The sequence below is a fragment of the Collinsella sp. AF16-8 genome, assembly GCF_003462695.1.
Taxonomy (GTDB): Bacteria; Actinomycetota; Coriobacteriia; order Coriobacteriales; family Coriobacteriaceae; genus Collinsella.
Window position 1 is genome coordinate 290,777 of the sequence record NZ_QRXX01000001.1, and the last position, 13,377, is coordinate 304,153.

Consider the following 13,377-nt stretch of genomic DNA (forward strand, 5'->3'; position numbering starts at 1 on the left):
CTTTGAAGTGCGGCTTGACGCCGCATGACGTCGGCGGACGAGGCGATGCGTCCGCCGACGAATAGCACCGAATTGGTTACTTCTTGCTCTCGGGCAAGACCAGATCCACGGCAGCGTCCTTGGCGGCATCGATGTGCTGAGCCACGACCGGCGTCTGCGGAAGGATCAGGTTAAGGACAATGGCCATGATGGCGGTGGGGGTTACGGCATTGGAGCCGATGACGGTGGACACCCAGGCGGGCATACCCTCGCCGGCAAGGCAACCGCTGGCCATCCAGATACCCAGGCCAAAGACGACGGAGGTACCGACGATGGTGGTAGTGCGCTGTGTGAGGCCCTCGCGGGTGAACATGCGCACGCCGTTCATGGTGATGGTGCCAAAGACGCCGACGGTCGCGCCGCCGATGACGGGCTGCGGGATAGCGGAAAGGACGGCAGAGAGCTGCGGGAACAGACCGGCGATGGCAAAGACGGCCGCAATGATCACAAAGACCCACTTGTTGACGACCTTGTTGGAGCAGATGATGCCCACGTTCTGGCCAAGGGCGCTGGTGGGAAGACCGCCCAGCAGGCCGCCGACCATAGAGGTGAGGCCCTGGGACACGATAGCGCCGGAGAGCTCGCGCTCGGTGGGCATACGGTCGATGGAGCCCAGGCAGGCGGCGGAGACGTCGCCGATAACCTGGATGGCAACCATGGGGAACACAACAGCGAGGGTAATGCAGACTTCGGGATCAAACTCGAGCGCGTAGGGCATGAGCTTGGGAAGGGCGAAGACCTGAGCGGTGGCGACGCTGGAGAAGTCGATCATGCCGAAGGGGATGGAGACGATCATGCCAACGATCATGCCAAAGAACACGGAGCCCAGCTTGAGCGTGCCCTTGCCAAAGTTGGCGAGCGCAAAGACCACGGCGAAGGTGATAAGAGCGACGCACCAGGCCTGCGGGGTGCCCCACAGCGGCGTGCCCATGCCGCCGGCCATGTACTTGACGGCCGTGGGATACAGCGAAACGCCGATGGAGAAGATGACCGTACCAGTCACGACGGGCGGGAACAGCCACTTAATCTTGCTGTAGGCCAGACCAAAGAGGACCGCGACGGCACCGCCGACAATCTCGCCGCCCAGCAGCGCACCAAAGCTAAAGCCCGAGGCACCCATGGCCTGCAGGGCCGGCAGGAACGCGAACGAGACGCCCATGACGATGGGCAGGCCGCCGCCGATGCGGCGGAAGGGAGCGAAGGCCTGAAGGGCCGTGTCGATTGCCGAAAGAATGAGCGCAACCTGAATGATGTCGGTGCTCTGCTGGCTATTAAAGCCGTAGACGCCGGCCATGATGACAGCCGGGGTGATGATACCGGCAAACGAAGCCAGTACGTGCTGAAGGGCACACGGGATCATTTCCTTAACGGGAGGCATGCCTTCACGAGTGAACAGGGCTTCAGTGCCGTTCGTAACCGTCTCCTGGGTCATTTGACCACCAATCCTCGAAATAGTTGTTTCGCATCTAACGCTCTATTGTGACGCAGTGCGGGGTTGAGGTTGTGCCTTCGTTGCATATCGTATTAAAGATGATTCTCATTCTCAATAATAATTTTTTGTTATCAGACTATTCTTCAGCTGAGATAATGCATTTCCGCAGGTCAAGAAAGTGTCTGGTCAAAATAACATCTAACTTTTCTTTTGGTCAACCGTTTACCGCCAAATTCCTACCGTTCGTCTGTATCACGCAATGTACCTGCGGATATACGAGATGAAGAGTAGCGTGTTACCATGAGAAAAAATTGTTATGAACCTTCCGATTTCACCCAAAGGAGTTGCCCGTGAACGAGACCGTACGTCGCTTTTTGCCGATGGTCGATTTCCTGGAGCAGATACTCGGTAAGAACAGCGAGATCGTCCTGCACGATTTCTCGGATCCCGACCACGCCATCGTCGATATTCGCAACGGCATCGTGAGCGGCCGCAAGGTCGGCGGTCCCGCCACCGATCTGGCGCTCAAGATCATGCACGACCCCAAGTATCGCGACCTGCCGTTTATTACGGGCTACGAGGGGCGCGGTGCCGGTGGCAAGACGTTGGAGTCCGCGACGTTCTTTATCCGCGAAAATGACGAGATCGTCGGTATGCTCTGCGTCAACACCGACCTCTCGACCGTACGCTCCATCAACGCCATGGCGCAGCAGCTCATGGCGTGCTTCGACGCAGCGCCGACGCGCACGGAGCCCGCCCCTATCGAGGTCGAAAGCCTTTCGGAGTCCACCCAGGAGCTCATCGACCGCAGCATTGCCGAGTTGCTGAGCGCGCGCGGGCTGGATGTAGCGTCGCTTGGTCAGAGCGACCGCGTGGACGTCATTCGCCACCTCAACGGCAACGGGGTGTTCATGCTCAAGGGCGCCGTGGCCTGCGCCGCCACCGCGCTGGGCATCTCGGAGCCCAGCGTGTACCGCTACCTGCAAAAAGTCCGCAAGGAAGGCTAAACGTGATCCCTTGGGGACGAAGGGAAACGGATCATTTTTGTCGCATCGCTTGACAAAAGACCCTGCAGCTCACACGCGCTGCAGGGTCTTTTTGCATGTCATGTTTAGTTGTTACCAACACCTTAGAGAGCGGCGACAACCTCGATCTCGACCAGACCGCCAGCCGGAAGGGCGGCAACCTGGAAAGCGCTGCGCGCGGGGAACGGAGCCTCGAACTTGGAGGCGTAAATCTCGTTCACGGCGGCAAAGTCGGCGATGTCGGCCAGGTAGACCGTGGTCTTGACGACATCGGCAAACGTGGCGCCGGCAGCGGTCAGCAGAGCCTCGACGTTGGCGAGGGACTGCTTGGCCTGGGCCTCGACACCCTCGGGCAGCTTGCCGGTCGCGGGATCGATGCCCAGCTGGCCGGACAGAAACACCATGTTGCCAGTCTGGATACCGGGGGAATACGGGCCGATGGCTGCGGGTGCGTTATCGGAAGACACGACGGTCTTGCTCATGTTTTTCTCCTTACAAGTAAAAGGGAACGGGAGCGCGGCGTTCACACCGGGAGGCACAGTTCGGTCTGAACACCGCGCTTGATTGGGATAGTAGGGGATGAGTTTGCCCGATGCAAGATAATTATCAGCCTTCGAGAATATTTTATCGCCCAACGGTTTCCCCGGACCGCTGAACGGTTCTCATGTGAAGCAGCCAGTCCAAGCTGCTGAAGACTTTATCCCGCTTAGAGCACGGGCATCGCCTGCCGCGACGGCACCACTATACTTTTGATTATCTGAGCATTTTGAAAGGCAGGATATGACCGCAACCGCCAGTCGAACCACCAACCGCAGACCCGAGCTTTTGGCGCCCGCCGGAGGGCCCGAGCCCTTTGCCGCCGCACTCGCCGCCGGGGCAGACGCCATCTACTGCGGCATGGGCAGCTTCAACGCCCGCCGCAAGGCCACCAACTTTACCGACGAGGCCTTTGAGCAGGCCTGCCGCGCCGCGCATCTGGCCGGCTCGCGCGTCTACGTCACGGTCAACATCGTCATCAAGGAATCCGAGATGAGCGATGCGCTGCAGCTCATCCATCGCTGCTCCACGCTGGGCGCCGACGCCTTCATCATCCAGGACTGGGGCCTGTTCTTTGAGGTCAAGCGCACGATGCCCAGCATCGAGACGCATATCTCGACCCAGGCGAACATCCACGACGACCGCGGAACCCTTTGGTGCCGCGAGCAGGGCGCCGACCGCGTGACCCTCTCGCGCGAGCTTTCCATCGACGAGATTGCCGCCATTCACGATGCCGCGCCCGATGTGGACCTTGAGGTCTTTAGCCATGGCGCCATCTGCTTTTGCTACTCGGGCCTGTGTCTGCTTTCGAGCTTTGCCATGGCGGGACGATCGGCCAACCGTGGCATGTGCGCCCAGCCCTGCCGCTTGCCCTACGAGCTGATCGACGAGAACGGTCGCTCGCTCTCCCCTGCCGGTCGCGAGCGCGCGCTGTGCCCGCGTGACACCAACACCTCGCAGCTTGTTCGCCGTCTGTATGACGCCGGCGCCGCGTCGCTCAAGCTCGAGGGCCGCATGAAGGCGCCCGATTACGTGTACTCCATCGTCGACGTGTATCGTCATCAGATTGACGATATGCTGGCCGATGTTTCGACCTCTAAGGACGAGAAAGCCGCCCGCCAGCGCCAGCTCAAGCGCTGCTTCAACCGCGACTTTACGCACGCCTATCAGGACGGCACCTCGGGCGACGAGATGATGAGCTATGAGCGTTCCAACAACCGCGGCCAGATCGTGGGCACGGTGCTCGGCAGCCGCCTGGCCAACCGCGATGTGCGCGGGCTCAAGCCCGACGACCGCCGTCGCCGCGCCGCCATCGCCCGCATTGAGCTGTTTGAGCCCGTGGGCAAGGGCGACCTGCTGGAGCTTCGCCACGATAACAAGTTTGACCAGTTCCTGACCACCATTGCCGCCGATGATGCCGCTGCCGGCGATGTTATCGAGTGTCGCGTGCCCCGTAGCATGCCCGAGGGCTGCCGCGTCCGCGTGATTCGCAGCCAGCGTGCCATCGACGCCGCCGGCGCCGCGCTCAAGCGCGATGTGCTGCGCCGCCGCGCTGTTGATGTGTCCGTCGTGGCGCGCCTGGGCAAGCCGTTTACTGTCACACTCACCTGCTGTGACGACCCCGCGCTCACCGCCACCGCCACGGGCTTCACCGTCGAGGCCGCCAAAACCCGCGCCGTCGAGGCATCCGATCTGGTTGAGCACGTCGGGCGCACGGGCTCCTCTCCCTTTGAGGCCGCGAGCTTTGACGTGGCCCTCGACGAGAGTTGCGGCATGGGCTTTTCCGCCGTGCACAAGGTGCGCGCCGCCGCTTGTAAGGCGCTGGAAGAGGCCATTCTGGCACCGTACGAGGAGCGCGCCCGCACGCTCGAGCTACCGGCGATTGTCACCAATGATTCCCGCCCCGCGCCCGAGCACTACCGCGATGAGCCGCAGATCTGCGCTACCGTCACCTCGCTCGAGGCCGCCGAGGCCGCTCGCGCCGAGGGTGCAACGCGCATCTACATGACCACCGACGCACTCGATGCGGCCGAACTCTCCCCCGCCGATGCGTTTGAGCAGGGCATCGTACCCATACTCGACGAGGTCTGCCGCGCCGTTGACCACGTACGCGTTGACCCGTGGGTTGTTGCCGGCGCCACGGTCGCTATCGGCAATATATCCGAGCTTGCCCTGGCCGCCCAAGTTGGTGCCACGGCGGAGGTCCGCTCTTGCCTGCCCGTGCACAACACCCCTTGCATGGAGGCACTTGCCGAGCGCGGAGCCGGCGCGTTTTGGCTCTCGCCCGAGATCACGCTCGACGAGATTATCTCGCTTGGCGCCGCCGCGCCCGCGGTCCTGGGCATCACCGTTTTCGGCCGCCCGCGCGTTATGACGAGCGAGCACTGCATCCTGCAGGTGGCCAATGGCTGCATCCACGATTGCGCCAACTGCCGCCTGCGCGCCCGCAAGCTGTCGCTCAAGAATATCGACGGCAAGGTCATGCCGGTCCGTACCGACATCCACGGCCGCTCGCGCCTGTACGATGCCTACCCCATCGACCTTACGCCGCAGGTACCACAGCTGCTCGATGCCGGTGTGCGCCGTCTTATGGTGGACGGCACGCTGCTCGAGACGGATGAGGTGGGCCGCGCCGTCGCTCGCGTCCGCCGCGCCGTCGAAGCAGCGCAGGCCGGCCGCAAGCCCGCCGCCCGCCTACGCGGGGCGACCTCGGGCTGCATGTTTGTGGGAATTAGCTAACCGAAAGGCTTACACGTGAACGAAGAACCTCAAGTCCTCTACTGCGACGCCTGGCTCATGGCCATCGACAAGCCCGCCGGCATGATTGTCCACGGCGACGGCACCGGCGAGCGCACGCTCACCGACTACGCCAGCGATCTGCTGCTGGCGATGGGCGATGGCTTTGCCGCGACCGACATGCAGCCGCTCAACCGCCTGGACCGCGACACCACCGGCGTGGTGCTGTTCTCGCTCGACAAGCAGACGCAGCCCGCCTTTGACCAGATGGTCATCGACCACGCTTTCGAAAAGCACTACCTGGCACTCGCCGAGGGCAAGATCGACTGGAACGAAAAGCTCATCGACAAGCCCATCGCCCGCGACCGACACGACAGTCGAAAGATGCGCGTCGGCGCCAGCGGCAAGCCGTCTCAAACGCGCGTGAAGGTGCTCAAGCGCCTCAAGAGCCGTCGTGGCCTGCCCACGCGCTCGTATATCGATGTCGAGCTGCTCACCGGCCGCAAGCACCAAATCCGTGTGCATCTGGCGAGCGAGCGTCATCCCCTGGTAGGCGACGACCTGTACGGCACGCCGCGTCCTTGCGGCCTCATGCTCCATGCCCACAGCGTGTCCTTCACGCATCCCGTAACCGGCGAGCACATCCACATCGAAGCCCCTTGCCCGTGGGAGCCCTAAACCACCACAATGGGGACAGGCACCTTTGTGGTGGTTTTGCCGCGATGGCTCTGCCGGATTCCCAAACATCTCGATCTGCAACAGCTAAAGCCCATTTTGCGGTCTATCTGTTACAGATCGAGACATTCGAATCCCCTCAAGGGAATAATCTCAATCTGTAACAATAACTCGGCAAAATCGATCCCAAATGTTACAGATTGAGACAAAGGAACGGCGCAATTCGGAAGTATTTCAATCAGTAACACCTAGCCCACTTTAAGCGGTCCAGTTGTTACAGATTTAGACTAAACCGGTAGACAACGAAAGCGGCAACGCCCGTAATGGACGTTGCCGCTTTTCTATTGAGAAAACTACTCAGTTTTCATTACTAACCACCACAATGGGGACGGGCACCTTCGCGGTGGTTTTGGCCTTAGCCCGTCCCTGCCGTTAGACCGTGACGACGTTGTCCATTGCCCGGTACTTGGCGGGGACCTCGCCTGCGGTAATAATCGTTGCATCGCGGAAGTCCGCGAACTTGACGGGCGCCACCATGCCAAATTTACTGGCGTCCGAGATTACGAAGCGCTTGGCCGTATGGCGCATCGAGATACGCTTTACTTGCGCCTCCTCGATATCGGGCGCCGTGAAGCCCTGCTCGGCGGCAATGCCGTTAGAGCCCCAAAAGCCGCAGTTGAAGTTGTAACGGTCTAAGGTTGCCAAGGCATCGGGGCCAACGAGCGCCTCGGTCTCGGGTTTGAGCTCGCCGCCCAGCACCACGGTACGCATGCCGCGCAAAGCGAGATGCTGAGCATGGAGCACGGAATCAGTCACATAGGTGACACCTTCAAGGTGTGGAAGATGCTCGATGAGCCTGAGCGTCGTCGAGCCCGAGTCGATGTACACAAAGCTCTCGGGCTCCACCAGCGCCGCCGCACGGGCGCAGATACGTTCCTTGTCGTCGTTATGGAGATCGCTGCGCTCATTAAGCGTTAGGTCGCGCGTCACGTGCGCGCGCTCAAGGCTCGTCGCCCCACCGTGCACCTTGGCGATACGGTGTGCGCGATTGAGCGTCTGCAGGTCGCGCCGAATGGTAGACGCCGTCACGCCCAGGGCCTCAGCAAGCTCCGGTACGGTAACCGAGCCCGTCTGCTGCACCATCGACACGATTGCGTTGAGCCTATCTTCCGCAAGCATCGCTTACTCCTCCTCGGGGTACACGACTCCCCAATCGGCGCGAAGCTTGGTCATAAGCTCCATAACATCAGAAGCATAATCCAGAAGCTCGCGCTTGGAGTCGTCGCCGGCAACGGCCTTCTCAAGATCGGCCATCTCATAACACAGGGCGTAAGCCTCGGTGCCTGCGTGGACCTCCTCGCGGTGGCCGTCCGCAGTCCACACGATGGTCGCGTGATCGGCACGCGGATATTCGTTGACCTCGATGTAGCACTTGTCAAAGCTGATGACCGAGCGCTTGGGCTGCTTGGAGTGAAGCGTAAGGCTCACGACGCCCAGCTGCTGCTCGGCATTGCGGCAGACGATGCCGCCCGCAACATCGACTCCAGTCTCGCAGGTGTTGCCTAGAGACACGACCTCGGCGGGCTGGCTCGCCATAAACAGGCGCATGACGGACAGGGCATACACACCAATATCGAGCATGGCACCGCCGGCAAGGTTGCGATTGTAGAAACGGTTGGTCAGGTCGCCGTACTCCTTGTAGCTACCAAAGTTGAGCTGAGCGAGGTTCATGCGGCCGAACTCGCCGGCATCCATGCGGCGACGCAGCTCTTGATACAAGGGCATGTGGAGCACCGTGGTAGCGTCCATAAGGACCACGTTGTGCTCGGCGGCAATGGCACGGGCCTCATCGAGTTCAGCGGAATTGAGGGTAATGGCCTTCTCGCAGAGCACGTGCTTGCCGGCTGCCAGGGCAGCGCGCAGATAGGTGATATGAGTGTTGTGCGGGGTAGTGATGTAGACGGCGTCGATGCCAGGATCGGCGTAGAGGTCCTCAACCGTGTCGTAGACCTTCTCGATGCCATACTGCTCGGCAAAAGCCTGAGCCTTGGACGGCGTACGGTTGGCGACGCCCGCAAGCTTGCGACCGGCAAGAGCAAGGGACTGAGCCATCTGGTTGGCGATAACGCCGCAACCGATGACGGCCCAATGGAGCTCGGGAGCCGTAAAAATATCGTCGGGGAACGGCTTGTCCTGGACCGAAGCGAACGCTGCTTTGGCGGCTGCCGCGGCGTCGAGCGGAGCCTGCTTGGAATCTGCCATTATGTGCCTCCTGTGTCATAGAACGCCTTGCTTTCTGACAGCTCTATATTCGCACAAACACGCGCTTCTGTGCGCGTTTTTGCGTATCTCACCGCTAAACGGTCATTTTTATCCCGTAAACGGCGCATCTATACGCATATTCACGCAATCCCACGCACGTAAATGCGCACAAATGCGAACCGGTCATTGCTCAGAGACAGGGGCTTATGCTTAGAACTCAAAAGACAGGATGATCCGCTTCGCCTCGTCGCTCATGGCGCGCTGCAGCTCTAAGGACCGTCCCAAACTGCCGACAGAGACGATATGAGCAGGACATAAAAACATTGAGAGCCCCTGCTGCATGAAGGACCGCGGATTAGGCCGACAATGGTGAGTGTCTAATTCAGCCGCGGCGGCCACGCCGCATTCATGGAAGGGGCTCCCATGCTCGATACTACCACCTTCGTCGGCCTCGACGTCCACGCCCGCTCGATAAAGGCCGTCTCCCTCGACGTCATGACCGGGGAGGTGCGCGCCGCGACCTTCGGCTACGACGCCGGCGCCGTCGCGGAGTGGGTCCGCTCCGTGGACCCCGGGGCCAGGTGCGTGTACGAGTCCGGGGTCACGGGCTTCGACCTGCAGAAGAGGCTCTCCGGCCTGGGGGTCGACTGCGTGGTCGGCGCCGTCTCGAAGATGATCAAGCCCAGCGCGGACAGGCGCAGGAAGAACGACCGCAACGACGCCGAGTTCCTCGCCCGCATGCTGTCGGTCGGCAACGTGGTCGAGGTGTGGTGTCCCCGACGACGAGTGCGAGGCCGCCCGCGACCTGACCAGGGCGCTCGAGGACGCGAGGGACGACCTCTCGCGCTCGAAGCAGCGGCTCTCCAAGTTCCTGCTAAGGCACGGGCTCGTCTTCGACGAGAGGACGCCCACCGGCCGCAGGAAGGGCAACTGGACCCGGGCGCACTGGTCCTGGATCGAGTCGATTAGGTTCGCGGAGGGGGCCGACGAGGAGGTGCTCGCCTACTACGTCGACGCGGTCAGGCGGGCGGCGGAGGAGAAGGCGAGGCTCGAGGGGCTCGTCGAGGCCGAGGCCCGCAAGCCCAGGTGGAGGAGGAGGGTCGACTCCCTGCGCTGCCTCAAGGGCGTCGACACCGCTTCCGCCGCCGACCTCGTGTTCGAGGCCGGCGAGTTCTCCAGGTTCAGGAACGCCCGCTCGTTCGCCGCGTGGGTCGGCCTGACGCCCTCCGAGCACTCCAGCGGGGAGAGCGACCGCAGGGGCGCGATCACCAAGGCCGGCAACAAGCACCTGAGGAAGACGCTGGTCGAGGCCGCGTGGCACTACCTGACGTGCTCGGGGCGGCCGAAGGACCTCGCCAAGGGCCAGGCCCCGGACCGGGGCGCCCGGAGGCATGCCGCCAAGGGCGTGCGGAGGCTGGTCGAGAGGCGGGAGGCGCTGCTCGCGCGCGGGGTCCACGGCAACAAGGCGAACGTCGCCACGGCGCGCGAGCTCGCCTGCTGGGTGTGGGCGGTCGGCCTCATGGCCGAGGAGGCGTAGGGGGCGGTCCCCCGCACATAAGCCAGTCATCCCGGAAGCGGTTCGATCCGAAGCCGTTGAGGCGAACCTCAGGTCCCTTTTCTGCGAGCGCCCAGGGCGCCACACGCGTGCACAGACTGTCGGTTCGACGTAGAAGCCTCAGCCGTAGCAACGGATTGCCCAGCGAGAGATCGCCACGGGCGGATATTAAACTGCAAAGACGAGCGTCGGTAAGACACGCCGAGGTCGCCGCGGACGGGTTGATATAGGGAGAGGGCCTGACCCCATATCGTTGGGGCCAGGCCCGATTTTGCCTCTTGACAATGTCCTGCTCATATTAAAAGGAACGTTCCAAACTGCAGACAGAAAAAGAACGTCCCCAGGCGCCGGCATTTCAAGAACACTCATTTAAGTCTGTCCCCAATGAGTGCAATCACTCATGTAAGTCTGTCCCCAATGAGTGGGAGCAATCAGAGACTCTTTGCGAGGGAGGCCGGACGTGGCCTTCCTCGTTTTATTCATGGACTTTAGTTCGTGCCGTGCGGCACGCGCGGCATAGAAAGCCACCCGCTCAGCGGGTGGAGGCCAATTTCCGCTACGCGACAAAAACCTTCCCCCTAGCATGAGGATTGTTCAGGCCATCATACTAAGGGGAAGGTGATTGCTGTGGCCCAGAAAGCCAACAGCCTTGCGCACACGAAATGGCTGTGCAAGTACCGCATCGCACCGAGGTCAAGCTCATCGCCGCCATCGTCGAGAAGCACCCCAAGGTGCGCTTTGCCGTGAGCTGCACCTCGGCCCACGCCGACCTCTACGACCGCATGGAGCAGGCCCTGTGCGAGCGCGTGGCCAACGCGGTGGAGGTCGTCCGCTCCGACATCAGCCCCGCGCTTCTTGTCCACACCGGTCCAAACCTCGTGGGTGTGGCGGTCCAGGGACTCTAGCGGAGGCGGGGCGTCCTGCCCCAAAAACAAATGCAAAAGACGAGCACTTCTTGCCGCTCAATTGGCAAGAAGCGCTCGTCTTTTCTTAACGCGTTGTATGGCGGAGAGAGCGCAAGTTACGCGAGCGCCCTTCTTGCCAGCTCGGCCGCGCCGAGGATTCCTTGGTCGCCGCCGCAGCCCGGGGCGCAGATGTAGCTCTCCATGTCCTTAAGCTCGGCGGTCTGGATGTAGCCACCCAGATATTCGAGGGTCTTCTTGCGGACGATGCCGTAGAGCTGCTCCTGGTGCATCACGCCGCCGCCGAGGACGATGCGGCGAGGCGAGTACATGAGCACGAGGTTCGCGCACATCTGCCCCAGATAATCCCCTTCGAGCGCCCACACCTCATCGTTGTCCGCGAGCTCGGCCGCGGGCTTTCCCCAGCGCGCGGTGATGGCGGGGCCGGAGGCGAGGCCCTCGAGACAGCTCGCGTGACTCGGGCAGACGCAGCGTCCCTCCTCGGTGGGACGGGTCCTTACCAGCATGTGGCCGGCCTCGGGGTGCAGCATGCCGTGAAGGAGCCTGCCCGCGCACATGACGCCCGCGCCCACGCCGGTGCCGATGGTCACGTAGACGGCGTCCTCGAGCCCCTTGCAGCAGCCGAAGACCACTTCGCCGAGGCAGGCAACGTTCACGTCCGTGTCGTAGGCCACCGGAATCCCGAGAGCGTCGGCGAACGCGGCGCGAAGACCATAGCCTCGCCACGCAAGCTTGGGCGTCTGGAGGATGGAGCCGTAGCGCTCGTCGTCGGGGTCGACGCAGGTCGGGCCGAAGGCGCCGATGCCCAACGCGTCCACATCGCGGGCAGTGAACCACTCGATCATCTGCGGGACGGTCTCGGCGGGCGTAAGCGTCGGGGTCTCTATACGGTCGAGGACCTCGCCGTCGCCGGACACCACGGAACAGACCATCTTGGTCCCGCCGGCCTCGAGGGCGCCGAGCCTCATTTGCTTTTCGCTCATGTGATCCTCCTTGCAAAGGGACGCCCGCAGTCATGGTCAACCGCGGGCGCCCATAACGTTGGCTTGTTTCGAGGCGACCCTACCTGGGCACGCGGTCCTGCCTTGCGGCAAACGGGGCGAGCACGGCGTGCGGCTCGCTTTGGTACCAGTAGGCGACGGTGGAGATGTCGTCCTCGCGCTCGTAGAGCTTGATGTCGTCGTTGCCGAGGTCCTGAAACGTCACGCGCAGGTCCTCCTTGAACGAGATCGGGTCGGGAAGGTGCCACCTGTAGAGGCCGTGCCTGGGCAGCGCGTCGTCGTTGGTCGCGAGCATCGGGTTCGGGTTCGGCTTGCCCGCGCTGAAGCGGTCGCGCGTGGCGTCGCGCGTCGAGCGGTACGGGTAGCCGGCGAACAGCGTGTTGAAGCACTGCGCCTCGGGCAGCGCGTGGGGCGGCCTGTCGAGGAAGGCCCAGGCACCGCCGAAGTAGTCCTCGGCTCCCGTTGAGGTGACCGTGGGGAACTCCTCGTCGCCGTCGAGGAAGAACTTCATCTCGCCCTCGCCCCACCAATAGCGCTCCAGGGCGCACAGGGCCATGTAGGTGCCGACGTAGTAGCCCTTGCCGCGCACGCCGTCGAGCACGGTGTAGTCGACGCCCCTGCGGGTGCTGCGCTCGCGGTTAAAGCGGGCGTGGAAGTACATGGCGTCGTCCGGCACGTCGGTGAGCGCGTAGTTGAACGTGTAGAAGATGTACTTAATGAACCCGGGGTGCTCGCTCGTAAGCGTGACCTTGGCGTGCTTCCTGAAGGGCATCTCGAAGTAGCAGTTCATGCCGCCCGTCGGGTTCACGCAGATGGGCATCGAGTTGACGATGGCGCGCTCACCGAAGCCGTTGCAGAAGAAGTCGCCGACAGGGCACTCGACCGAGGGGGTCTCCTCGTCATCCCAGTAGAAGCGCAGCACGAGGTCGCGCATGACGAAGCTGCCGGCGGCGGTCTTGTCGGGGACGGTCATCCAGATGTGGCGGATGATGCCGGGGCCCTCGATGTCCGCGAGCGTGATGGTCTCGCCGGACTCAAGGGGCACGCAGCACGAGCCCTTGCGGCCGACGCCGAGGTGGCTGGCCGACATGGCGGCGCGGCCCTTCTCGCCCGTGATGTTCTCGGGGGTGATGGCGCGGCTTTCCTCACCGCCGTGCATCCACACGTCCTTAAGGAACTCTCTCATCGTCGA

At 62.5% G+C, this 13,377-nt stretch carries 12 protein-coding genes; 6 read left to right on the forward strand and 6 right to left on the reverse strand.

Annotation, left to right across the window (positions count from 1 at the left end):
- Positions 1-76: 76 nt before the first annotated feature.
- A complete protein-coding gene (locus DWW73_RS01240) occupies positions 77-1,471 on the reverse strand; it encodes a uracil-xanthine permease family protein (RefSeq protein ID WP_055285183.1) in 1,395 nt (464 codons plus the stop codon).
- Between the two features lie 350 nt (positions 1,472-1,821).
- Between DWW73_RS01240 and DWW73_RS01245 the strand changes: the two genes are divergently transcribed.
- Positions 1,822-2,478: a transcriptional regulator gene (locus DWW73_RS01245; protein WP_231501550.1), complete on the forward strand. Its 657-nt coding sequence runs from the start codon at positions 1,822-1,824 to the stop codon at positions 2,476-2,478.
- Between the two features lie 122 nt (positions 2,479-2,600).
- Here the strand turns inward: DWW73_RS01245 and DWW73_RS01250 are convergent, their stop codons facing one another.
- The gene (locus tag DWW73_RS01250; RefSeq protein WP_089572469.1) at positions 2,601-2,978 is read right to left on the reverse strand and encodes a RidA family protein; all 378 of its coding nucleotides are present in this window, start codon (positions 2,976-2,978) and stop codon (positions 2,601-2,603) included.
- A gap of 298 nt (positions 2,979-3,276) precedes the next feature.
- Between DWW73_RS01250 and DWW73_RS01255 the strand changes: the two genes are divergently transcribed.
- Positions 3,277-5,772 carry a U32 family peptidase gene (locus DWW73_RS01255; RefSeq protein WP_117778547.1) on the forward strand — a complete coding sequence of 832 codons (2,496 nt, stop codon included), beginning with the start codon at positions 3,277-3,279 and terminating at the stop codon, positions 5,770-5,772.
- Between the two features lie 15 nt (positions 5,773-5,787).
- Positions 5,788-6,447 carry an RluA family pseudouridine synthase gene (locus tag DWW73_RS01260; RefSeq protein ID WP_233509079.1) on the forward strand — a complete coding sequence of 220 codons (660 nt, stop codon included), beginning with the start codon at positions 5,788-5,790 and terminating at the stop codon, positions 6,445-6,447.
- Between the two features lie 429 nt (positions 6,448-6,876).
- Here DWW73_RS01260 and DWW73_RS01265 read toward each other — a convergent pair whose 3' ends face one another.
- Both DWW73_RS01265 and DWW73_RS01270 read right to left on the reverse strand, forming a co-directional pair.
- Positions 6,877-7,623, reverse strand: a complete 747-nt coding sequence (locus DWW73_RS01265; RefSeq protein ID WP_117778548.1) for a DeoR/GlpR family DNA-binding transcription regulator — start codon at positions 7,621-7,623, stop codon at positions 6,877-6,879.
- A 3-nt stretch (positions 7,624-7,626) separates the two neighbouring features.
- Positions 7,627-8,706 carry a Gfo/Idh/MocA family protein gene (locus DWW73_RS01270; protein WP_117778549.1) on the reverse strand — a complete coding sequence of 360 codons (1,080 nt, stop codon included), beginning with the start codon at positions 8,704-8,706 and terminating at the stop codon, positions 7,627-7,629.
- Between the two features lie 423 nt (positions 8,707-9,129).
- Here DWW73_RS01270 and DWW73_RS10225 point away from each other — a divergent pair, with 423 nt between their 5' ends.
- The 3 genes from DWW73_RS10225 (at position 9,130) to DWW73_RS01280 (ending at position 11,166) form a co-directional block, all read left to right on the forward strand.
- Positions 9,130-9,675, forward strand: coding sequence for a hypothetical protein (locus DWW73_RS10225; RefSeq protein ID WP_233509080.1), 546 nt, complete (start codon positions 9,130-9,132; stop codon positions 9,673-9,675).
- A 25-nt stretch (positions 9,676-9,700) separates the two neighbouring features.
- Positions 9,701-10,243, forward strand: coding sequence for a transposase (locus DWW73_RS10230; protein WP_233509081.1), 543 nt, complete (start codon positions 9,701-9,703; stop codon positions 10,241-10,243).
- A gap of 686 nt (positions 10,244-10,929) precedes the next feature.
- Positions 10,930-11,166, forward strand: a complete 237-nt coding sequence (locus tag DWW73_RS01280; protein ID WP_158563761.1) for a DegV family protein — start codon at positions 10,930-10,932, stop codon at positions 11,164-11,166.
- Positions 11,167-11,282: 116 nt separating this feature from the next.
- Here the strand turns inward: DWW73_RS01280 and DWW73_RS01285 are convergent, their stop codons facing one another.
- The gene (locus DWW73_RS01285; protein WP_199413445.1) at positions 11,283-12,167 is read right to left on the reverse strand and encodes an ROK family protein; all 885 of its coding nucleotides are present in this window, start codon (positions 12,165-12,167) and stop codon (positions 11,283-11,285) included.
- Between the two features lie 79 nt (positions 12,168-12,246).
- Positions 12,247-13,371, reverse strand: coding sequence for a glycoside hydrolase family 172 protein (locus DWW73_RS01290; protein ID WP_172676343.1), 1,125 nt, complete (start codon positions 13,369-13,371; stop codon positions 12,247-12,249).
- Between the last annotated feature and the right edge of the window lie 6 nt (positions 13,372-13,377).